This window comes from Flavobacterium cutihirudinis, assembly GCF_003385895.1.
GTDB classification, from domain to species: domain Bacteria; phylum Bacteroidota; class Bacteroidia; order Flavobacteriales; family Flavobacteriaceae; genus Flavobacterium; species Flavobacterium cutihirudinis.
Window position 1 is genome coordinate 551280 of record NZ_QRDQ01000009.1, and the last position, 23882, is coordinate 575161.

The 23882-nt window shown below is 35.5% G+C and carries 15 protein-coding genes; 1 reads left to right on the forward strand and 14 read right to left on the reverse strand.

What is annotated here, in order from left to right:
• Positions 1-273: 273 nt before the first annotated feature.
• The 13 genes from BD847_RS13200 to BD847_RS13260 all read right to left on the reverse strand — a co-directional run bounded on the left by BD847_RS13200 (position 274) and on the right by BD847_RS13260 (position 21577).
• Complete coding sequence (locus BD847_RS13200; RefSeq protein ID WP_115888735.1) at positions 274-3123, reverse strand: TonB-dependent receptor; 2850 nt, start codon at positions 3121-3123, stop codon at positions 274-276.
• A gap of 337 nt (positions 3124-3460) precedes the next feature.
• A complete protein-coding gene (locus BD847_RS13205) occupies positions 3461-5131 on the reverse strand; it encodes a RagB/SusD family nutrient uptake outer membrane protein (protein WP_115888736.1) in 1671 nt (556 codons plus the stop codon).
• 87 nt (positions 5132-5218) lie between these two features.
• Positions 5219-8356, reverse strand: a complete 3138-nt coding sequence (locus BD847_RS13210; RefSeq protein WP_115888737.1) for a SusC/RagA family TonB-linked outer membrane protein — start codon at positions 8354-8356, stop codon at positions 5219-5221.
• Between the two features lie 450 nt (positions 8357-8806).
• Positions 8807-9004 carry a hypothetical protein gene (locus BD847_RS13215; RefSeq protein WP_115888738.1) on the reverse strand — a complete coding sequence of 66 codons (198 nt, stop codon included), beginning with the start codon at positions 9002-9004 and terminating at the stop codon, positions 8807-8809.
• Between the two features lie 11 nt (positions 9005-9015).
• A complete protein-coding gene (locus tag BD847_RS13220) occupies positions 9016-10668 on the reverse strand; it encodes a sodium:solute symporter family protein (protein ID WP_115888739.1) in 1653 nt (550 codons plus the stop codon).
• 72 nt (positions 10669-10740) lie between these two features.
• Positions 10741-11400, reverse strand: a complete 660-nt coding sequence (locus BD847_RS13225; RefSeq protein WP_115888740.1) for a beta/alpha barrel domain-containing protein — start codon at positions 11398-11400, stop codon at positions 10741-10743.
• 15 nt (positions 11401-11415) lie between these two features.
• Positions 11416-12417, reverse strand: a complete 1002-nt coding sequence (locus tag BD847_RS13230; protein ID WP_115888741.1) for a sugar kinase — start codon at positions 12415-12417, stop codon at positions 11416-11418.
• Positions 12414-13319, reverse strand: a complete 906-nt coding sequence (locus BD847_RS13235; RefSeq protein WP_115888742.1) for an SMP-30/gluconolactonase/LRE family protein — start codon at positions 13317-13319, stop codon at positions 12414-12416. The genes BD847_RS13230 and BD847_RS13235 overlap by 4 nt, the downstream gene beginning before the upstream one ends.
• Before the next feature lie 9 nt (positions 13320-13328).
• Positions 13329-13910: a hypothetical protein gene (locus BD847_RS13240; protein ID WP_147298513.1), complete on the reverse strand. Its 582-nt coding sequence runs from the start codon at positions 13908-13910 to the stop codon at positions 13329-13331.
• 11 nt (positions 13911-13921) lie between these two features.
• A complete protein-coding gene (locus tag BD847_RS13245; protein ID WP_115888744.1) occupies positions 13922-16624 on the reverse strand; it encodes a GH116 family glycosyl-hydrolase in 2703 nt (900 codons plus the stop codon).
• 80 nt (positions 16625-16704) lie between these two features.
• A complete protein-coding gene (locus tag BD847_RS13250) occupies positions 16705-17871 on the reverse strand; it encodes a mandelate racemase/muconate lactonizing enzyme family protein (RefSeq protein ID WP_115888745.1) in 1167 nt (388 codons plus the stop codon).
• A 31-nt stretch (positions 17872-17902) separates the two neighbouring features.
• Entirely contained in the window at positions 17903-20812 is a 2910-nt protein-coding gene (locus BD847_RS13255) for a glycoside hydrolase family 2 TIM barrel-domain containing protein (protein ID WP_115888746.1), read from the reverse strand.
• 72 nt (positions 20813-20884) lie between these two features.
• On the reverse strand, positions 20885-21577 hold the full coding sequence (locus tag BD847_RS13260; RefSeq protein WP_115888747.1) for an RraA family protein: 693 nt from the start codon (positions 21575-21577) through the stop codon (positions 20885-20887).
• A gap of 185 nt (positions 21578-21762) precedes the next feature.
• On the opposite strand from BD847_RS13260, the gene BD847_RS13265 reads away from it, so the two are divergent.
• The gene (locus BD847_RS13265) at positions 21763-22641 is read left to right on the forward strand and encodes an AraC family transcriptional regulator (RefSeq protein ID WP_115888748.1); all 879 of its coding nucleotides are present in this window, start codon (positions 21763-21765) and stop codon (positions 22639-22641) included.
• 357 nt (positions 22642-22998) lie between these two features.
• On the opposite strand, the gene BD847_RS13270 is transcribed toward BD847_RS13265, so the two are convergent.
• Positions 22999-23871, reverse strand: a complete 873-nt coding sequence (locus BD847_RS13270; RefSeq protein ID WP_115888749.1) for an outer membrane beta-barrel protein — start codon at positions 23869-23871, stop codon at positions 22999-23001.
• Positions 23872-23882 lie beyond the last annotated feature (11 nt).

The following is a 23882-nucleotide window of genomic DNA, read 5'->3' on the forward strand; positions in this document are numbered from 1 at the left end:
AACAACAAAATCAACAAAATCAAAACATTAATAACTAAAAAACCTATTTTACTTTTAATTGAGAGTTGAAACAAAAGTAAATTTTCTGTGAACCGTTTTTTTAAACCTTATAAATGAAGTTGCCAAACAATAAAAAAATTACAAATAGTAAAATTTCATACTTTAAATTGAATAAATATTTCATTATTATAAAAATGCTAACCGCCTAAAAAAAGGAAAAGCCGGTATAAAACCGACTCTTCCAATAAAAAAAACATTAAACACAATTTTATTCTAAAGGCTCCATTTAATTCCCATTTGCCCTCTGATTCCGTAAAGTTCTACTTGTTTTGGTCTGCTCTCATCGCCATAATAATATTCCAATTTATCATTAAGAAGATTGTTTGCCTCGGCAAAAATTGTAAAATGCTTTGTTAATTTGAATGAAAACGTAGCATCCAATGCAGAATAAGCACCATAATAAACATCATCTCTATCCAAACCACTTGTACCGTGTTCGGTAATATATTTTGATTTAAAGTTGTAAGCAGCTCTAACATTAATTCTGCCTTTTTCATAATACAACTGCGCATTTGCTAAATGATCACCTTGTCTAGGCAAACTTGTTTTTCCTGCACGACCTGGTATTGTCATTTGTGATTTGGTAAAAGTATAATTGGCTTGCACACCGAAACCATTTAAGAAACCTGGAAGAAAATCAAATTTTTTGTTTCCACTAATTTCAGCACCAAAAAGCCATGCATTATCACCATTCATAGGTTGCGAGATTTCCACTCCGGTATGTCCGTTGATGTCGCCTTGTTTGGTATCCATAAAAATAGGATCGGTAATCGTTTTGTAAAATACTCCAGCAGAAACGACATCCAGTTTCCCAAAATAATGTTCTCCCATCAAATCAAAATTATAAGAATACGTAGGGTTTACATCTGGATTTCCTCCGTCATATTCATTATCTGCAGCCAAATAAGTTCCGCCCGGCGCCAAGTAACCAAAATCAGGTCTTGTGAAAGTTCTTGTCGCTGCCAGTCTTAAATTTGTATTTTCTTCAGGAGAATATTTTAAGTGAAGCATTGGTAAAAGTGATAGATAGTTTTTTGTTTTTGTAACTTTAGAAAGTAATCCGTCTGGATTTTCAGGCGTTACATCATATTGATAACCGCTCACTTTTGTATTGGTGTTGGTTGCTCTTAAGCCTCCCAAAAAAGTTAGTTTACTATTTATTTTATAAGTTGCCATTCCGTAAACAGACGTATGCGTTTCATCAACATTGAAGTTACGTCCTAATCCGCCACCGTTTTCAAGAATTTCAGAATCACTTTCAGATAACGTCAAATTACCATTAGTAAAATTATCATTGTAAAACTGATTCATACCCGTTGGCGAAAGTACAGGTCCGAAGCTATTTCCAATATTAGTATGAAGCTCTTTTAAGTATTCTGTTCCTTTCGGCTGCATAATATTGTATTGTCCATAACTTGCCAAAGTTGGTGATGCTGCTGCTCCGCTCCAATTGTAAAACTCATCTGCAAAAGTGGCAATTCTGTCTTTATCTCTAAATTTAGCACCAAATTTTAAATTAAGATTTTCATTGGCATCAAATTCATAATTTGCAGTTGCAACAATATTATCTCTTTCTTTTACACCCACTTTATAAAGTTCCAACGTACTAAATTTCATCAAATTAGGACTGTCCTGAAAATCTGGATTTGACAAATAACCAAACATATTATCTGTATTCATATATCCTCCATCAGAATCCCAATACGCTCTTGGACCGTTTCCTCTATCCTGAAGATAAGCAGGATCAAAACCAACTCCGTCTTGTTTAAAAAACACAGAATAATAACTGTTGTTTTGAGCATCCGGAACATTTCCGTAATAAAACTCTGTGCTGTAATGTGCTACACTCCAATCGAAAACACCTTTATTTCCGATATGCTTTCCGCCAACTTCACCACCATAGAAATCAAAGTTCAGCTCGTTGTAAATATTTTGAAGTTCTACTCTTCCTGTATTTGTTGTCGCATTGAATTTATCAAAACGAATACGACGTTTAAAATGTGTTTCTTCATCAAGAAGTTTCCCGTAGTTCAGTTTTACGAAAAACTTATTTCTTTCGTTTGGATTAAATTCAAATCCACCATTAAAACCAGTTGTTTGTCTTTCACCTGTATAATCTCTTAATTCTAAACGGTAAACACCTTCGTCTCCAGATCTTCTTGCTTCAAAATTATCAGAAGCCCAGTTTCTGTTCCATTGCGAAAAGTTCAAAATATAACCAAATTTTCCATTCTTAGATTTGTCTCCAACCAAAACAGATCCGCTATAAATTCCTTTATCCGATTTTGCATTATATCCCATACCAACACTCGCGTCTACAGTAAATTTAGAAGGCGCCGTTTTTGTTATAAAATTCACGCTTCCGCCTAATGCATCAGCATCAACATCTGGCGTTAAAGCCTTAGAAACCTCCACATAACCAATCATTTCCGTTGGAAAAAAATCAAAAGCTGTAGCTCTGCTCGCGCCTTCGTCAGCCGCAGTTGGAATTCGGTTTCCGTTCATTGTAGTAGAACTCCATTCAGCAGGTAATCCGCGCACAGCTACATAACGACCTTCGCCCTGATCACGCTCAATAGAAACACCGGGAACACGTTGCACGGCTTCGGCAGCATTACGATCCGGAAGTTTACCAATACCATCAGCCGCTATAACATTAACCAAATTGATTGCATTTTTTTGAATGTTTAATGCTTTGGCTTCACTAAGTCTTTTTGAATTATCTTTTACGACAACCTCATCCAGATTATTTGAAGAAGCTTTCAGCAAAATATTTGGAACAACCATTACTTTTCCAGCGCCGATTGTAATTTTCTGGCTGATTTTTTCATAGCCTAAATAAGTAACCACAATTTCATAATCTCCGGCTTCAATTCCGGTAATATTGTAACTTCCTTCAAAATCTGTTGAAGCATTTTTTTGAGTCCCATTCAACTGTACAATTGCGCCCGGAAGCGGAAAAGCACCATCAAACACTTTACCTTTTATAGCTCCTTTTTGTCCCGCTGCTGTAAGCGAAACCAATAAAAAAGCTACATAAATCAAAAACCTATTTTTTTCCATTTCAGTTAAATTATTAATATTAGTAAATATTTCACTGCAAAAATGAATATAAATTTACATATAGTAAATTTTTAGATTTTAAGAAATCCTTAACAGAGGATTATTGTTAGGTAACTAAAATGTTAAGAACTACTATTTTTCTCTTAAAAGAAACAAGTTTTCAGAATAAAAATCGATTTTATATAAATGCAAAAAAACTTTACAAATAGTAATAAAATAAAGTAATAGGAATTTATAACAAAAAAAGCACCGTCTTTCCCAGAGACGGTGCTTTTAAACAAAAACAATTAATCAAAAACAATTATTAGTATTAACCAATAACTTCATTTAAGATATTTTAATACCCTTTTGCACTTTGCTCCGAACTCAAATTCGGATTTTTGTCAACCGCTGCTTGCGGATAAGGTAATTTTACAAATTTAGTCTGCCATCCACGTTCTTGTGCTATATTTCCAGTGATATCATAGATGGTTTTCATAACCTGATCGGCAATTCCCCAACGGCGAATATCAAAATAGCGTTGTCCTTCTCCGGCTAATTCAATACGTCTTTCATTTCGAATCAATTCACGCATTTTTTCTTTTGTACCATATGCAGCCTGATCTACAGCCGGCATGCCTGAGCGATCTCTAATATCATTGATTGCTTCATAAACCGAGCTATCCGGACCGCTAACTTCATTTTTTGCTTCAGCATAAATAAGTAAAACTTCAGCATAGCGCAGAATCGGGAAATCTTGTGCTCCATCCCATTCAATAGAAAGATAAGCCGGATCTGCCATTTTTCTGAAATTATAGCCAGTCATACTTGCGCTGCCTCCCCAATCATAACGATAACCTGGTGAAGCATTTTCCCATGGTGAGGTTGGAAACATTATACTTGCATACAAACGCGTATCTCTATTTTTAAATTCAGAGAAATAAGCAGCATTTGGACTACCTCCATTATAATTTGAAGCTCTTACTGACGAAGACGGCGCTGTATAAGAATGTCCTGTTTTATCCCAATATGAATTTACCAATTCAACCGTTGGTGTAATCGAACTCCAGCCACCAAGATCAACCGGAACAAATAAAGTATTTAAGCCATTCCCCCATTCATAAGAGGAGTTATTAATGGATTGTGAAGTTATAATCACTTCTGAATTATCGTCATTTACTGCCCAAAATAACTGATCGTAATTGGCAAATCCTTTATAGAATTTTTGCTGTTCTGCCGTAGATGCGAAATCAACGAAAGACGAAAAATCATCTTTGGTTTTAGAAACATCTCCACCTCTAAATAAATGATAAACTCCAAGTTCCTGTACTTTTTTTGCACTAGCAGCAGCGTCAGCGAATTTGTTATAATCCAATTCTACTCTTGCTTTTAATGCCCAAGCAGCTCCTTTTGTAATTCTTCCTTTTTCATTGTTTACTCCTCCTGAATAGCTTAAAGGTAAATCAGCTTCAGCCGTCGCTAACTCATTTACAATAAAAGTTACAATTTCAGCTTCCGAAGTTGGTGCAACAGCCGTTTCTTGCGGATTAACATACTCACTTGTCAGTAATGGCACGGCACCATAAGAGCGTATTAAATCAAAATAAACCATTGCTCGCAAAACTTTTGCTTCGGCAATAAAACGTTTTTTTAGATTTTCATTCATAGAAATTTTACCAACATTATCCAGATAGCTATTAAGCCCTCTAATACTTTGATATTTACCAGAATAATTAGCAGGGTTTAAAGACGCCGCCGTAATGTTTCCTTCACTAATAGTTGTTGCATCACTTTCCCACGGGTATTGGCAGTACGCATTATCCGCAGATCCGTCGTTGTAAGGGTTATTGTAAGCATAAGCCAAATATCCGTAACAACCGTTTAATGCTAATCGGGCATCATTCTCTGAAGTCCAGAATGTGCTATTTGAATTTGTATCTTGCGGCACTCTCTCCAACGGAGGTGCAGTACAGCTAAAAATGGTCGCTGCCGCAAATGATAGTGCTATTTTATTAAATTTATTTTTCATTTGAGTATACTATTTATGCGTCTCAAAAAAATAATTATGATTGTACGACAAGCATTTTCAATTATTTTTCAAGACATATTGTTTAAATTAAAAAGAAAGGTTTACACCAAAAGAATAGGTTTTTAATTGTGGATATGAAGCTCTTTGTGAAGTAACTTCCGGGTCAAAATCCTTCATACGTTTGTCTCCTCTTATTGTAAACAAGTTGTTACCTGCTAAATACAATCTAAAACCTTGCAGTTTGATTTTCTCTAATACCTGTTTTGGTAAATTGTAACCCAATGACATCGATTTAACACGCAAATAAGAAGTATCAAACAACCAAAAAGATGATCTTTGAAGGTTTTGTGTATTATCCGGTGAAAGCAACATTCTCGGATAAGCTGCATTTGGATTTGGGTTTTCTGTTGTCCAACGATCCAGTGCATATTGTTTTACACCTGCACCGTTAAAGAAGGCCTGCGATGCTTCATTTTCAAGATAAGCTTTTGTTCCCTGTACACCTTGAAGCATTATAGCAAAGTCAAAATCTTTATACGCCAAAGTAGAATTGAATCCGTAAGTCAGTTTAGGAATTTCGCTTCCCATAATTACACGGTCATCACCATTAATTTTTCCGTCGCCATTTTGATCTTTATATTTAATATCTCCCGGTTTTGTATTTGTTGATTGCGTTGCATGGTTGGCAACATCATTAGCATCAGCAAAAAGTCCTTCCGCTTCCCACATATAAAAAGATCCAACTGGCGAACCAACTCTGTTAATATAATAACCATCTGGCGGAGTTTCTTGCACATCACCTAAATTCGAAACTTTGTTCCAAATACGGCTCATATTTGCTCCTACTGAATATTTTAATGCTCCTACTTTGTTGTTGTATGAAACAGAAACTTCAATACCATTATTGGTTACTTGTCCTAAATTTATTGGCGGAATAACACTTAAACCTGCCTCAGCCGGGATATAAGGATTTGGTAATAAGATACCATCAGTAAGTTTGTTGTAAGCATCTACTTGTAGGTTGAACTTGTTGTTCCACAAGGCAAGATCCAAACCAATGTTTGTCATGTTTACTTTTTCCCATCCTAAAAGAGGGTTATAAATTTGTCCCGGTACAATTCCGTCTTGTTTTGTTCCGTCCAGAATAATTTGTGTTCCCGAAGTCAAAGTATTGTAATAATCATAATTTCCTACGTTGCTCACACTTCCTAATTTACCCCATGAAGCACGTAATTTTAATTCTGAAATCCATTCTGCTGATTTTAAGAAATCTTCTTGTCCGATTCTCCAAGCTCCAGAAACGGAAGGAAATACTCCAAAACGATTTTCTACAGGAAATTTAGATGAACCATCGTATCTAAGACTCGATTCGAATAAATATTTATTATTATAAGCATACGTCACACGGCCAAAGAAAGATTGAAAAGCATTTTGCCCCGGTTTCCCTTTAACGGTTGTATTAATAGGATCTGCTGAACCCGCATCGATTGAACCAATATTATTTGTAACATATCCTTTTCTGGTTATCTCGACATTTCGTCCTGAATTATCTTCATACGAAAGACCTCCTAAAACTTTGAAATTATGCTTGTCTAATTTTTTATCATAACTCACTGTTAAGTCTGTTAAGAATTTACCTTGGTTGGCCCATTTTTCATAATACGAATTTTGCACCACTGCCGATCCCGGTATTTCAACTTTTGTATCAAAATTAAGAAGCGCCGGCAATCTGTTTACAAAAGAATTATCAAAATCATTATTAAGACTATAAGAAACCGATCCTGTAATATCTAATCCTTTAATTGGAGTAAAAGTAGCTCTTACTGCACCAAGAAAACGGTCTTTTGTATAAGATGCTCTTCCGCCTTCTTTAAGTATTCTGTATGGGAATTCCTGACTCACTCTTCCGCCTGTAAACATACCCCAGCTGCCATCAGATTGGGTTGCAACAGATATCGGAATCGCTCTATCGATAGAAGTAAAACTAACTGCTCCATTTTCGTTATCAAATCGATCGTGGCTATAAGAAATCGTAGTTCCAATAGTGAATTTATCACTTACTTTAGATTCTGTATTCGATCTGAAAGAATATCTGTTAAGCTCTTTTCCTGAAAAAAGTGAGTTTTGCTCAAAAAAGGATCCGCTTATGAAATAACGCGTTGTACCTCCACCGGAAACATTAATTTCATGTTCAAATATTGGTGCCGATTTCTGAAGAAACAATTTATACCAATCTGTGTTTCCGTAATGATCCGGATCTGAATTGTTTTTGATTTTATCAATTTCAGCAGGTGTATAAAATACTGACTTACCAGCGTTTAATCTTGCTTCATTATACAATTCAGCATATTGTAAAGCGTCTACCCTTTTTGGAAGTTCCACTGCCGACTGAACTCCAAAATAACTGTTATAATTAAATTGCGCTTTACCTTCTTTTCCTTTTTTAGTTGTTACTACGATAACTCCGTAAGCAGCTCTTGATCCGTAAATCGCAGCAGAAGAGGCATCTTTTAAAACTGACATACTTTCTACATCATTAGAATTAATTCTGTTGAAATATTCTGCAGTTGCTATTACACCATCTATAATGAATAAGGGATCTGATGAACCGAAGTTTCCTTTTCCACGCAAATTAATTGAACCGACATCTCCTCCAACATCGCCTGGTCTTGCAATAACGGTAAGTCCTGGAACTGTTCCTTGCAAAGTATTTGTTAGATTGGAAACAGCTCTGTTGGTAATCATTTTTGTATCAACAACATTTACAGCGCCAGAAAGATTGACTTTCTTTTGTTTTCCATATCCTACAACAACTACTTCTTCCAGTTTTTGTCCGGTTTGTTTTAATACTATATTAATAGTATTTCCAGTAATCAACACTTCCTGATCCTGCATACCAATATAAGTAACCAGCAATTTTGTAACATTATCAGATACAGTAATAGAAAAACTTCCGTCCATATCTGTCTGAGTACTGATCTTTGTACCTTTTGCAGTAATGTTTGCACCAGGAACAGGTAGTCCTTGTTCGTCTACTACTTTTCCTTTTATAGTTTTCTGAACAAAAGACGAATGAATTTTTGAAGATGAATCTGTTTTAGGTATCACTGTCGCAGATGCATTTAGCGCAATCGTACAAAACACAATTGGAGTTAATTGTAAAAAGTTCTTAAATAAACTTTTAGACCAAAAATTTCTTGGCTTGTTTTTAGTTAGTAATTTCATAGTTTGTTTAGTAATAAATTGGTTATTTTAAAATCCAGCTCTTGTCATCTTCTTTTTAATTCCCAAAACACCTTTTCTCAGGCCTGTAAGTATTTTCAGTAAAAAAGTAATGAGTGAAAATTTGAATTTTTCTTTCAAAAAACTGGCTCTAAGCTGGGAACCAATGTATAATTTATGTGACTGACATTATTTTACTTTTTTAATGGAAGTAGAAACTATTTTAATCAAAATCATTCCGAAAAAAGCATAGAATTATTTATTCCGATTAAAATTTTATTTGATAAAAAACCAAATACACGAATGATTATCAAGTAAATACAAAATAAAAATTCAGTAAAAGTGTCTTAATTATTTTTTCAAATAAACAGACACCTCAACTGAATAAAAAAAACGAAATTAAAAGTAGGTTGAAAGAAATGAAATCAAATTTCATCCTTTGGAATAGCGTTTTTAATTACTTCTATTTCTTTTAGTTTTTAACAAAAGCATTAGCAAACCAAAAGACAAAAATAATAAACCACAATAAAGGTTAATTTTTATATTTTCTTCTAAAGAACCATCAAGAAAAAAGGCATAACCCATTAGAAGAAATCCAATAATCAGAAAGAAAATCCCGATAACAATTCGCAAATCATATAATTTATTCATAGCAATTATTCTTAAAAAAAGATGATATTAAATACAATTGTGACTATCAAAACAGCAACGCCCATCCAAAGGGGATTTTTGTACCATATTTTGTTTGAGTCTGTCTGTTTTGGTGTTAAACTATAAACCAATCCAACTAATTCTTCTTCTGGTTTTGGTTTTGTAATTAAGCTAATTACGATCGTTACAACAACACAAACCAGAAAAGAAATCCATGCAATATTAAAAGCCTGGCTTGTGCCCGAATAAAATTCATGAATATTGGCAATCCAGCCTCCCTTTCCTTCGGCAACGGTAAGTCCGTGGGTAATTGTTGCAGCGGCAGTCCCGAAAATTAATCCCCAGAAAGCGCCATGACCAGTCGTTCTTTTCCAAAACATTCCTAAAAAGAAGGTCGCAAAAAGTGGTGCATTTACAAAACTAAACACCAACTGCAACAAATCCATTATATTATTGAAACCACGGGCCACGTAAGCAGTCAGAATCGAGATTAAGATTCCGGCAACTGTAGCAATTTTACCAACATAGTAATAATGTTTTTCTGAACCATTTTTTTTGATATGCGACTGATAAATATCAAACGTCCAAACTGTATTAAAGGCAGTTACATTCCCGGCCATTCCACTCATGAAAGAAGCAATTAGTGCTGTAATTCCAACACCTAAAATTCCGTTTGGATATAATTTTTGCAATAAAATTGGCAAAACCATATTGTAATTCGCATCGCCATTTGCATTTACAGGAAGTTCGAAACCTAAAAATTTATTCTGAAGTGCAAGAATTATGATTCCCGGCAAAATAACAATCGCCGGCATTAGTATTTTAGGAATTGCCGCAATAATTGGAGTCTTTTGTGCATCACTCAAATTCTTACTAATCATGGCGCGTTGAACCACTAAAAAGTCAGTGCACCAATATCCGAAAGCCAATACAAATCCTAATCCGAAAACCATACTAAAAGCGTCAACTCCCATTGGGTTGTGTGAAGGATCATCCAATCCTTTCCAAACATGGAGTTTAGCATCCTGCACGTTTGCAACAATTCCTTCCCATCCTCCAACTTTATGTAAACCAAGAAAAACCAAAGGAGCAATTCCTAATACAATTAGAAAAAACTGCAAAACTTCGTTATAAACCGCACTGGTTAAGCCTCCCATGAAAATATAACCAAAAACAACCAAAGCAGAAATCCAGATGGACAAATCAAAATTCCAACCAAGAATTACTTCCATCAGCATTGCCAATGCGTATAATGAAACTCCCGATGAAAAAACGGTCATTGCCGCAAAGCCAAAGGCATTAAAAGTTCTTGTTTTTTCGTCAAAGCGAAGTTTTAAATATTCGGGTACACTTCTGGCTTTGCTTCCATAATAAAATGGCATCATAAATACGCCGAGAAATATCATCGCCAAAGCAGCGCCGAGCCAATAAAAATGTACGGTATACAATCCGTATTTTGCTCCATTTGCCGCCATTCCTAAAACTTCCTGAGCTCCGAGATTGGCAGAAATAAAAGCAAGACTTGTTATCCATAAAGGAATATTTCGATTGCTCATTAAAAAATCATTTGCTGATTTTACCTGTCGTTTGAGCAAAAAACCAATCCCAATTACAAAAACAAAATAAATAGCAATAATGAGATAATCAATCAATTCCAGTTTCATAATAATAGTTTTTCTGATACTAGCGTTTAGGTCATTAACTAGTATCTAAGGTTTTGTAGTTAGTAAATTCTTTTAATTTAAATCGCTGATAAGTGTGGCTAAGTGCGAACTCATCTTATCATAATCCTGATTCAACAACATTTCTTTCGGAAAAAGTTTTGCTCCTAAACCAACAGAAGAAACGCCGGCTTTGTACCATTTTTCGATATCACTTTTAGTGGGCTCCACGCCACCAGTTGCCATTAAATGCATTTTAGGAAAAACCGTTTTTAGTGCCTCGATATAAGAATCTCCACCTAATTGTTTTGCCGGAAATATTTTTACCAACGATAATCCCCAGTATTCTGCGAAAACAATTTCTGAAGGTGTTGCGCATCCCGGAATCCAGAGTATATTTTTCTTCTGACACAGCAAGTGAATTTCTTCTAAAATGATGGGCGAAATTAAAAAGTCGGCTCCGGCTTCTATAAATAATTCCGCTTGAGCTGCATTTTTAATAGTGCCAATTCCAATTTTCAATTGAGGTAATGCAACGTCTCGATAGGCTTTTAATTCTTTAAAAACAGAAAATGAATTTTCGTTTCGATCGGTAAATTCAAATGTTCTTATACCATTTTCATAGCAAATACGCATGATGTTTTTGCAAACTTCGACATCTGTATTTGTAAATAGCGGAATAAATTTTTCTTGTAAAATATGCTGTTGCATTTCGAAAGGATTCAAAATAATCATAGTGTCTTTTTTTTATTAACGAATTATTCTGCCGCTTCCTTTTTGTTGCATAATAAGCTCTATTTCTTCTTTTGAAGCAATGTTCATATCGCCGGTCACAAAATGTTTCATCACGCCGCATGCAGTAGCAAACTCTATAACTTCGTGAAGTGGCTGTTTTTCTTGCAAACCATAAATTAAACCCGCCATAAAAGCATCGCCGGCACCAATACGCTCAGCAATATTGTCTATTTTATATTTTGATGAAGCTACTATTGCATTGTCATACCATAAATAACCAACATATTCATTTGAAGAATTCTGCTGATAGCGCATCGTCATGGCAATATATTTTGTATTTGGTAATTTTTCCTTTAAAAGGGAACAAGTACTTTCAACCAAATTATTCTCTTCCGGTTTGATATTAAAATACAGCTTTGCTGCATCAACATCTGCCAGGACAACATTGCAATATTCTAATAGTTCAGGCATTATTTCATGACTTTGCTTTCCGTATTGCCATAATGTGGAACGAAAATTAAAATCGGCTGAAATTGTAATTCCTTTTTCCTTGGCAATTTTCAAGGCTTTCAAACAAATTTTTGCAAGATTTTCATTTAAGGCCGGCGTAATTCCACTCCAGTGAAACCACTCGGCATCATTGAAAATTTCATCCCAATCGATATCATTTTCTTCCAGCAAACTAAAACTCGAATACTCACGATCGTAGGTTACTTTTCCTGATCGGGCTCCAATACCACTTTCGTAGTAATAAATTCCCTGACGTCCTTTTTCCTTTTCTATAATGGTCGTTGGAACGCCGTAACGATGAAGCTGCGCAATGCCAGCCTCAGCAATATCATTCTTTGGTAATGAAGTAATATATCGCGTACTTTTTTTAAATGTAGCCAATGAAACAGCAATGTTAGCTTCAGATCCAGCCCAATGCATTTCAAGATTTTCGGCCTGCATTATTTTTTTATTTCCCGGCGGAGTCAACCTTAACAAATACTCTCCGAACAAAACAATTTCTTTCATTGTAACTCTTTTATATTTTTATTTTGGAATTTAAATGTGTTCATTTCGGTTCCTTTAATTCCAACATCAACTAAAAATAAGGTGCCGCTTTCCGGAAACTGTTTTAACTGTTCTTCACTTAATCCAGAGCTCGCGGTTGTTACAAGCAATTGTGTCATATTTGGTCCTCCAAATGCACAAGAAGTAACGTGGGGAGCATCAACATCTACTTTACCAACTAATTCACCCGAAAGCGGATTGTACCTGTTTACGGTTCCTTCGCCCCACATCCCTACCCATAACATTCCTTCGGTGTCTATTGTCATTCCATCTGGCGTAAAATTTTGATTTTTCATTTCAACAACGATTCTTTCGTTTGAAATATCACCCGTTTCTAAATCAAAATCATATGCTTTTATATTGTAATCAAACGAGTCTATGTAATACATCGTCTTATTATCGCTGCTCCAACAAATTCCATTGGATACTTTTCGGTTTGGAATCATTTTTTTTACTTCTTCTCCGTCAAAACAATATAATGCTCCAACCGCTCCGTTTGCTTCCTGATTCATTGTTCCGATCCAGAATCTTCCGGCTGCATCACATTTTCCGTCATTAGAACGATTGGTCGGAATTTCTGATTCTAATTTTGTAAGCTCCTGCAATTCATCGGAATCAAAATCGAAAATTGAGATCGAATTTTCAAGTCCCAAAATAAGTCGTCCATTTTCTGTAGGAACTACAGTTCCTACTTTCTCTTTCATTTGTCGCTGTTTGGTCATTCCGGAAACAGGATCTACAAAACCAACTTTTTTTCCTTCTATATCTACATAAAAAAACAGATTGCGTAAAGAACTCCATATTGCTCCTTCTCCGAGAATTGATTTTGTATTGTTTAATGATGTTGCTTTCCAAATTTCCATTTAATGATTTTATTTTTGATTATTCATCTTTGCTCTTAATTGTTTTTCTTTTTCTGCATTCCAATACGAACAATCGAGCTGTACAAAAACTGAGGAATACGGAATGGTTTCGTTTGTTTTTAAAACCACGATTTTAAACAATCTTGATGCCTGATCTAATTTTGCAAAAACAGAATCATGAAGAATAGTTTGAGGTTTAGATTCTAAAGTTTTACCAATATTCAGCAATTTTTCAGATTCTGTACGGAAAGATTCTACACCTTTCGCTTGTGCCTCGGTAATAAATTCTAATTCTTTATCTCGATAAATAATTGGTTTTACATGCCCTGAAGAATTTACTTGTTGCAAAACATATTTTAGAACGGTCAAAGAATTCTCGTTTGTATTAATCACTTCCATACCTGCGGCATTCTGTTCCGGAAAAGCTTTGTCTGCAATAACAATCCAATTACGATGTCCCAACAACGGAAGCCTTTGGTCAAATTGCTTTTTCCAATTATCATCTGCTTGCGTTACCTCACTTGTTTTGGATTGATTACACGAAATCAATACCATAAAAACCATCAATAAAAATATATTCCTTTTTAACATTGCAAATAATATTAGATAGTGATTACTAATGTTTCATTGGTTTGAATATTAAGCGGCTTATCAAACTCTACAAGAATATCATTTCCTGTTTGCTGATATTTTAGTTTTATTTTTTGACCGCCAACAGCTGCAATTACTTTTCTTAAAGGCAAGTCACTTATTTTTTGCAAGCTTATTTTTTGTAATCGAACCGAGCCATATTTCAAGTTAAAACGATGAATTTGTTTTGTATTTTGATTTTTTTGAGAATAAGATCCCCAGCCTTTTGCGGTAACAAAAGGCGTTTCAAAATTTTCTTTATTCCATTTTGGAGCAAATCGGATGAAGTTTTTTGGACCGTGATATTCGAATCCGCATGCTGTAATAAATGTTCCGTAACTCGCCATTGCTCTTCCGTAATGATCGCTGCATTCTATCTCGTTAAACGGATTTCGTTTGTAGGCATGATAACGATCGTGAATAGCTTTCGTTAATATTAGTGATTCATCAGTCATATCTTCCGCCATTAAATGACTTGCCACCTGATGTTCAAAACCCGTCATACATTCATGAAAATAACCCATTTGCCATGTCACCGACTCACCGTAAGGATTCGGTTCGTTTTTAGGATTCGTGTTCATGACCATTCCGCTTTCGCCGGGTAATGCATAAGGACGCCATCCGGTATGCTCTTTTATATATGGCCCCACATCCTTCATGAAATTATATTTCCACAACGACTTCAAAGCAGAGGTTGTTTTTTCTTTGCTATTAATTCGGCCTAAGCCAACTTGCCACGCCCAGCTTTGTCCTAAAACCTGATCGATATGGCACGTATTATAAGATCCTACTTCTTCCCTTCCTTTTACGGCATCCGGTTTATGAATGTAGTATTCTCCATTAAACAAAACCTCATCCATATTTTTGGAACCTTTTTCGACATATATTTGGCATTTTTCTGCAAATGCAATGTCATTCATTTCGGTTGCCATCAATCCGCCGGCTTTTACAGCTGCAATTGATAAACCGGCAATCCAGGCGATTTCGCCGTCCCAAACAGCATCCAAAGTATTTTCCATTGGAGTGTCCGTAAGTCCATTGCCGCTTTTATCCTGATTAATTAGAAATTGAGTTGCCTTTTTTATGTTTGGCCAATTCGTTTTTAAAAAAGTATCATCGGCACTCATTTGATGTTCACGCAGACAACCTAAAACTCTGCCTGCTTGTCCATCGATAGCCGGACGTTTATCATATTCTGCCCTAAACCAGATTCCTCCGTCTTCCTGCAAAGCAATTCCTAAATCAACGCGTTGACGGTTGTCTCTTTCAATACCCGGAAAAATTCTGCCAATTGCCTGCGCATAATGCCAAACATGTGTACAGTTTCCTTCGCAGGCGCCAACACCTTCCCACGCCCACGAACGACCGGTTTTGAAACGATGCGAAGTGGTCGTAGCCAATGCTGAAATATTTGAAAAAGTGCGCTCCATGAACCACCAAGGCAAAGTTGAATTGTACCAGGTATCTTTCCACAATTTTGTTTGTGCCGATAAAAATGAATAATGATCTGCCACATAATCGGCGACAGCCAAAGCATCTGGAAACATATTTAAATAATAATGTCCCGTTCTTGCATCTGGTACATTAATGCGTTTTCCAACATTTGGAAAATGCCAGTTAATCGCAAATTCTTTTTTTACTTTTTTACCGGGCGCTAATTTTTCATTTACAGCTATTCCTGCAAATAGTTTTTCATCGGCATTTACTACACTTTTATTCTCTTTCTCGCCTTTTAAATCAAACGATTCCGAAGAAAAAGGAAAGCTGAAAGAAGAAATACCGGTCGCATTTTTTCCTATAAAAGAAAGGCATAGCGATCCTGTATCTCCAGCCTCAGTAAATTTTACTTTATCATTTGGATTAAAAGTGGAAAAAACGGAAACATGATTTGGTTTGGAAATCACTGAATTTTCTCTTTTCCCATCGCTGCTAGCAGTTATAGAGAACTTATTTACCGCATTTTCTAACCAGCCGATTATTTCAAATTCAACAATTTCCTGTGTTGTATTTTTTACTTCAAAAGACTGAATAGTGACCGGAATATTCGAATTGTCTTCGTTTAAAGGAATAAAAGGCGAAAATGCTGTTAGTGTTATTTCCAAAGGAAAATCGGAGTCGATATAATGAATAACTGCTGCGGGATAAGTTGCTTCGAACTTAATTTCGGCCCAATCTTCCTGATGAAAACGTTTTATAATAGTCTTACCTTTGTAAATGAGTTTTATTGCAAAACCCTGTTCCAAAGGATGAATTTCAGTTGCAGGAAATACATAAGCAGCGCCATCACGCGGACGCAATTTAATTTCCTCACCATTACCTTTATTCCATTCTGCCAGTTTAGGTTCAATACCTTCCTGATTTTTATTGAAAATATCCCAAAGCCACAAACGTCCGTCTCCACCAAGATAAACAGTACCGCAATTGATTCCGCCAACTGGCATACCAATATATCTCAACTCATTTTTACTTTTGAGATAAGTGGTTACAGTTCCTCTTTGATACAAGGATTTTATCCAGTCAGGATCTGTTATTTTGTTCGGGAAAATAAATTCATTTCCAGCTTTATCCAACGCAAAAGAATCTGCAAAAACATCCATTTGCATGGCAAGTAAACCCGCAGTAAAAATGCTGGTTTGTTTTAAAAAATCACGTCTTTTTATTGATTCAATTGACATAAATAACTGTTTTTAAACTGGTGGGAAATATTTTAATTTATTTAAAACTTAAATAGTAAAACCTGACTTGTATCTTAAATTTACACATAAAACCCTGGTCGCGGAACTACTATTCCAGGATGTTTTTCCATTTCTTCTTCAACCAAATCCACACCAAGACCGGGTCTGTCACTTAAATGTAAATGACCATTTTTAATCATGTCTTTTATTGGATGTGTAATAACCGTATCTCTCCAAGGCACGTCATTGAACATAAATTCCTGACGGAAAAAATTAGGAACAGAAGCACAAACGTGAGCTGACGCCAAGGTAGACAAAGGCCCATTTGGATTGTGTGGCGCAAGTAAAACATTATAAGCTTCCATCATTGTTGCCATTCTTTTCATTTCAGAAGGGCCGCCACAACGCGTAATATCCGGCATCATAATATCGCAAATGTTTTTTTCTAATACTGGACGGATTCCGTGTCTCGTGTAATGTCTTTCTCCAACGCAAATTGAAACATTCGACGGAATACGTTCTCTCATTGCTCTTAAGGTATCAGCACTTTCCGGTCCTGCGGGTTCTTCATACCATGTAATATCAAGCTCGGCAAGACGTTGCGCCATTTTTACCGCTACTCGGTAATTCAGCATTGCATGTGTTTCGATCATAATATCGAAATTTGGCCCTACTGCATCACGAACCGCTTTACTAACTTCGAAAGCTAAATCCTGCTGTTCAGCAGTCAGCGTAAGATTGGAAGATAAATCTTCACCATATAAATAATTCGTGTGCGCAAACGGATCAAACTTTAATCCTGTAAATCCAGCTTCTTTTACTTTTATCGCCTGTTTTGCATAATCTTCGGCATTGTGTCCTCCGCCTGTAAACCAATAATTGGCATATAATAAAATGTCTTTTCTAAAAGCACCTCCCAAAAGTTCATAACAAGGCGCTCCTAAAACTTTTCCTTTTAAATCCAGCAAAGCCATATCAATTCCGCTAATAGCGCATAAACTTGCTCCGTTTGGTCCGACCCAGTTTAAATCGCGGTACAGTTTTGTCCAAATAAAATCGGTTTTCATAGGATCAAGACCAATAATTCTTTCTCCAATATGTTTTGCCGCGTGATAAACAATAGGGCTTCCCGGCCAGTTTGTAGCCTCTCCAACGCCGGTATGACCCGTATCTGTATAAATTTTTAGTAATGTCCAGTTGTATTTAACACCTTCAACCATCCACACTTTTACATCAGTAATTTTCATTTCTTTCTATTTCTGTTAATATCTTGTCTCTTTAATTAATCGTAAGCGTAACTTTTCCTTTCAGGGTTTTGCCTTTCGTTTTTATTCGGCCATTACTATGAGGACTTCCGTAAAAAGGTTCTGATCCTGAATTGCTGTAATCTGCTATTAACCATTGTATTTGTTCATCCTGCAACCAGCTTCGGGAAGCCTGAGTTCCATCTGAAAGTACTTTTATACTGTTTCCTGATTTATCTTGCAATTTTGCTGTTTCAATGTGTCTTTTTGTTGAACGGAAATCATTGCTTCCTAAATCATTAGCATCATCTTTCCAGTCTCCGGACGGAACAACGCCCGGCTCTTCAACTCCGCTAAGTTTTTTTGCATTTAATAATGCTGAACCTTCGCTTCTTGCAATATCATTTTCAGGATAAATGGTAAATTCACCTTTACGTTTCCAGCTTAATTGGTCAAATTGTTTTGGAAGCTGCATTAGCATTCCATATTGATAAGGACTTTCGTCATTGTCGCCGTATTCTACTTCGTAAGATGTTTCTAGTTTTCCATCAGTAGTAAACAAGTACGATTGTCTTCCTTTTACATCAATATATACCGTATTCATATCGACAACAATTCCTTTTTCCGTTTGTTTCACCGTAAGGTCTTTTGCAAACAAAGTGTAAAGCGGATAATTTTTTACCGGATAAATATTATTCTGATAGGTTTCTCCGGCTACATTCGGTTTTCCTCCGTCTTCACTATTCATTGGTACAAAACAAAAAACGGGTCCTTGTGTCGCAATCGTTTGGTTGTTCTTTGTAATATTGGTGATAACTCCGGTTACCTTATTAATTAAATAACTGACTTCTCCTTGTTTCACCGTTATAGCCGATTCGTTCTCCGAAAATGAAAGCGCTACTTTCTGATCTTCTATTTTGGTTGGAACTTTGTTTTCATATTTTTCCTCATTGACAATTGTTCCATTAGAATCTGTGAACGAGATATAAAATTCTGATGCTTTTTTATCTAAAGGAACTTTAATAATTCCTTCTCCTCTTGCCGGAATAACCGATGAAATTAATTTAGATCCGGCATTTGTTTTTACTTCAATTTTTACTTCTGAAAATGAAGTAAAGTCATAACGATTTTCTACATTAAGTTCTACAAAACCTTTTGTCGATGTTCCCCAATTTACCTTCGTAATTCGGATTGGAGAATACGCTTTTTTCATTCCATAATATTCCGGTTTTGGTCTTCGCCAAGCGTCCAGAGGTCCCCACGGGCCATAACCTACAATTCTTCCGTCAGGCATATGAAAAATATCATCGATACCGCTCCATATTGCACCACCTAAATTTCCTTTATGTTTATAAATGGAATCGTAAAATTGTACAAGCGGCTCGCTATAAGCACTTCTTACACCCGGATCACTCAATAATTCTCTACGATTGTACGTCGACAAATGCGCATATTCTCCAAAAAGCGTTGGACGTGACATTGTATCAGTTGCTTTCGGTCCTGTAATACCCGGATAATGGTAATTGGCTACATCTGCTTTACTGCTTGCGTTGTTAAAACCACCCCAACATTGATCATGAAAACTTGTTGGTCGTGTTGGGTCCATTTCTTTTACAACTTTTTTTACTTTTTCCCAAAGCGGACTCCATCTGGATTCATTTCCTAAAGACCAAATAATGATGGAAGGATGATTACGTCCTGCCAAAACATTATCCATATTGGCTCTTACCATAAAGGGAAGGAATTTTTCATCGGTATAACTCCATAATTTCCAAATTGGCGATGCATGATGCTGAATCCACGTAAGTGATGCTTCACTTTCGACAAATAAACCTAACTCATCTGCAGCATTCAAAAATTCTTCAGAAGGCGGATAATGTGACGTACGAATATAATTGCAATTGGCAGCCTTGAATAATTCGGCATCTTTTCGATCCAATGCAGGCGAAATACTTCTTCCCGTTAACGGATGCACAGAATGACGGTTTACACCATGCAATTTGATCGCTTTTCCGTTAACAAAAAACTGATTTCCATTAATAACAATCTGGCGAAATCCTACTTTTTGTTCGTTGGTTTGTTTCTTGATATTATTTACAAGTAAGTCCGTTTGCAATTTGTACAAATACGGATGTTCCGGATCCCAATGTTTTGGAGATTTAATTTCTAAAACTGTTTCGATATCAGCATTTGCATTGATTTTTTTGACAATCGAAGTCTTTTTTGCAACCACTTTTCCAGCGGCATCAAAAAGGGTAAATTGAAGTTGGGCATCTTGAGAAACTGATAAATTGCTCACTAAAGAATTTGCAATTGTTAAGGAAGCATTTTTATAAGATGCATCAAAAACAGTATTCGTTATTGCTGAAGAAATATGAATTGGAGCAACGGCAAATAAAGTAACTTTTCGCAAAAGACCTCCAACAGTATGACACGCATACTGAGACGTACAAGCCAAACGGTCGCTAATCGTTAACGCCTGAACCTCAACTTCCAGAATGTCTTCTTTATACGTTAACTGATTTGTGATGTAGACTTCAAAAGGAACAAAACTCCCTTCGTGTTCGCCTACCGTTTTCCCGTTTAATTTTACCAATGCATGAGAACTTACAGCATCAAATCTTATTTTAATTTGGTTTCCTTTCCAACTTGCCGGAACAGCAAGTTTTTTAGTATACAAAGCAGTTTGTCCTTCTTTTACACTATAGCCTTGCATTTCCCATTCTCCGGGAACGAGAATCTTTTTTCCTTTTTGAGTTTGTTCTTTTATATCGAATTCCCAACTGCCGTTTAAAGACATTGTAGGCGAAGTAACACCAGCTACCGAAGCAGGAAATGGCGTAAGTATGGGAACTTCAAAATTTTGGATGCTTTTTGTCTGAGCCGTCGCATGACCAATCAAAACAAACCAGCAAATAATGGTTATTAATTTTATTTTTTTCATTTTGGTGAAATTGATGTTTTTACAAAAACTTAAATACAAGTCAAAAATTAGCTTTCAAATAGTAAAAGCTTTTTACATGATGCCATATTTATCGAAAGCTTCTCTTGTACTCATGCCTTCCTGTATTTTTTTCTGAACCATTTTTTCTCCTCTTGCTTTCTCTATAGAAAGACGGAATACTTCTTCTTCAACTTCTCTCGGAACAACACAAACCCCGTCAATATCTCCGACGATAATATCACCCGGATTAATTCTAACACCTTTTATTTCTATTGGTACTCTAAAGTCGATTACTTTTCCGCGTGGCGCCTGATCCTGAGCATATCTTCCATAAGAAAAAGAAGGGAATTTTAGTTCTAATATTCCTCTGGTATCTCTCGAATAACCATCTACAACTGCACCGGCTGCACCCAATATTTGTGCACGTGTTGCCATCAATTCTCCCCATAATGCATACGATGGCGAAGAACCGGTACATACATATACTTCATTTTTTTTCAAGTCATCTAATGCTTCCAACATTAATCCGAAAGACTTATTCAAAACTGGGTTATTGCTACTGGAGTTTGAAACAACATCGGCTTCTAATACTGTCATGGCACGTCCTACAATAAACATATCATCTTGTAGCGGTTGTATTTGCGGTGGCAAAAATTGGTTTAATAAACCTAATTTATCCATAATATCTCCTACTACAGCTGTATAAAGTTCATTACGTACAATATCAAAAAGTTCATCGTCGTTCTTCCAAAATATAGTTTCCATTACCCTCAAATTTTTATTTAATTATTTACTGATTTAATCGTAAGTCAAAACTACAGCATAACCTTTTTCGCTATTTACACTAACTTAATTAATACTTAAACTATTTTAATCATTTTTACTTTCCGTAAAACAATAATGTTTAATATTGTTTAAGTTATTTTTTAATTATTGATTGTACTGACAAAATGAAAGCGATATTAGTAGAACTTCCCAAACAACATTCTTCCTTAATTACCATCAAAAAAATAAAAGAACGTGATTTTGATGCAACGCTGCATTTTCATGACTTTTGTGAATTAAGTTTTGTAAAAAAAAGCAGTGGAAAAAGAATTATTGGAGATAGTATTACTAATTTCTCCGATGGGGATTTAGTTTTAATGAGTCCGAATTTGCCGCATATGTGGTATGAAGATATACCAACGAGCAATAATCACAGAAACAAATCGGTTGAGGCTATTGTTATTTATTTCCCCATTAATTTTTTAGAAAAAATATGTACCGATCCCGGCGATTTATCTAAAAAAACGACGCTGTTTGAAAAAGCAGAAAGAGGCATGCGTTTTACCGGAAAAACAAGAGCAAAGATTACGAAGCATTTAGAGAAAATGACAGCGATGGAAGGATTGCCTCAAATAATAGAGTTCCTTAAGATCGTAAATATTATGCTGAATACAGATGAATTTGATCTGCTTGCCGGTTTAGGTTATTTTCATTCTTATAATGAAAAAGATACCGAAAGAATGAATCAGGTTTATAAATACATCATGGTCAATTTTACGAAACCTATTTCATTAGAAACTATCGCATCTGTAGCACATATGACGCCTCCTGCTTTTTGCAGTTTTTTCAAAAAGAGAGCTCAAAAATCGTTTACTCGTTTCTTGAACGAATTAAGAATTGGTCATGCCTGTAAACTTCTTCAAAATGAAAAGTTATCTATATCTGATGTCTGCTACGAAATTGGCTATCAAAATTTTGTCAATTTCAATAAACATTTTAAGCAAATAACCGGAAAAACACCAAGTACGTATCGCAAAGAATTGTCTACCATTCGAAGTTTCTAAAAAGAACCTTTGATTGCAAAAGAGGATGGTTAAAATGTAAAAAATACTCCAAAAGATGTATTTTATGTAATTTGTTTATAAAGTAAGTTTGTTTTGTTATTAGCGCCTTTAAAACTAAATCCAGAAAATGGTTTACTACTTTAAAAGTGACTTTTTAGAACTACAAATTATTTAATCTCAAATCACAATGGTCGAAAGAATTTTACTTTACCTTTTTTTAGCTTCAATACTGATTATTAGTATAAGAGAATTTTATAAAAGCAGGGATTAAACATATATTAATTTTGCAAAGAAAACTATGCAGCAAAAAAAAACTCCTCCTAATTTAGGAGGAGTTTTTTGTATAAACAATTGTAATTAACGCAACGCAAATCTTAATTTCAAGCCATACGAAAGAAGTTTCACATCATCATAAACTGAATTAAGAACCGTGTTGTAACTCAAAGCAACCGGAATTTCCGGATTATACTGAACTACATTTTTGCTTTGTTTTTCATAAATATTATTCAATCCGTAATCCAGATAAAGACCAATATAAATTGATTTTTTTGCTCCTATACTTTGTTTTACTCCGGCTTCGATAGTAGCTGAATATGAAATTTCAGTACTAAGATCCTGCTTACCAGTATTGATATTTGCAGTATTTCCAAAACCGGCAAATGCTGGATTAAACAACTCTACATTATACTGCGGATAATAACCGCTGGTTGTCAGGTTTTCGATCGTTGTTTCGTAAGTTCCATTTACAGCAAAACCAATTTTAGCACCCGCACCCAAATATAGTTTTGTTTTTCCCGAAGTTTCAAATTGAATGCCAACAGGAATATTTACATAGCCTAGCTTTTGTTCTTCTCTAAAATTTGCAGCTTTATATCTAAACTGAAAAGACTCATTATCGGCATCGGTTGCGGCATATTGTCCGGTTACAAATCCAGATTTGGTTGCAGAAGTGTACGTTTGATATTCCACACCAAGTCCAATACTTAACCCTTCATTTAAATAGTAGGAATAACGAATATCAGCACTAAATCCGTTTCCTAATACAGTTTCCTGAGGTGTGCGGTAATTAATAAACGAGAACGGGCCTCCTACAGCAATCGACAACTCATATTTCTTATCAGCTTTCTCTAATTTGGCTTTTTTATCCTGACTATAACCGTTTAGGCAAGTTGCCAAAAAAGCTATAATCATAGTGATTGATGTTATATAGTTTACTCTATTTTTTTTCATCTTACTATTTT

Coding starts and splice junctions, on each gene's coding strand:
- BD847_RS13200 (WP_115888735.1), bottom strand. CDS start 3,123: ATGGAAAAAAATAGGTTTTTGATTTATGTAGCTTTTTTATTGGTTTCG.
- BD847_RS13205 (WP_115888736.1), bottom strand. CDS start 5,131: ATGAAAAATAAATTTAATAAAATAGCACTATCATTTGCGGCAGCGACC.
- BD847_RS13210 (WP_115888737.1), bottom strand. CDS start 8,356: ATGAAATTACTAACTAAAAACAAGCCAAGAAATTTTTGGTCTAAAAGT.
- BD847_RS13215 (WP_115888738.1), bottom strand. CDS start 9,004: ATGAATAAATTATATGATTTGCGAATTGTTATCGGGATTTTCTTTCTG.
- BD847_RS13220 (WP_115888739.1), bottom strand. CDS start 10,668: ATGAAACTGGAATTGATTGATTATCTCATTATTGCTATTTATTTTGTT.
- BD847_RS13225 (WP_115888740.1), bottom strand. CDS start 11,400: ATGATTATTTTGAATCCTTTCGAAATGCAACAGCATATTTTACAAGAA.
- BD847_RS13230 (WP_115888741.1), bottom strand. CDS start 12,417: ATGAAAGAAATTGTTTTGTTCGGAGAGTATTTGTTAAGGTTGACTCCG.
- BD847_RS13235 (WP_115888742.1), bottom strand. CDS start 13,319: ATGGAAATTTGGAAAGCAACATCATTAAACAATACAAAATCAATTCTC.
- BD847_RS13240 (WP_147298513.1), bottom strand. CDS start 13,910: ATGTTAAAAAGGAATATATTTTTATTGATGGTTTTTATGGTATTGATT.
- BD847_RS13245 (WP_115888744.1), bottom strand. CDS start 16,624: ATGTCAATTGAATCAATAAAAAGACGTGATTTTTTAAAACAAACCAGC.
- BD847_RS13250 (WP_115888745.1), bottom strand. CDS start 17,871: ATGAAAATTACTGATGTAAAAGTGTGGATGGTTGAAGGTGTTAAATAC.
- BD847_RS13255 (WP_115888746.1), bottom strand. CDS start 20,812: ATGAAAAAAATAAAATTAATAACCATTATTTGCTGGTTTGTTTTGATT.
- BD847_RS13260 (WP_115888747.1), bottom strand. CDS start 21,577: ATGGAAACTATATTTTGGAAGAACGACGATGAACTTTTTGATATTGTA.
- BD847_RS13265 (WP_115888748.1), top strand. CDS start 21,763: ATGAAAGCGATATTAGTAGAACTTCCCAAACAACATTCTTCCTTAATT.
- BD847_RS13270 (WP_115888749.1), bottom strand. CDS start 23,871: ATGAAAAAAAATAGAGTAAACTATATAACATCAATCACTATGATTATA.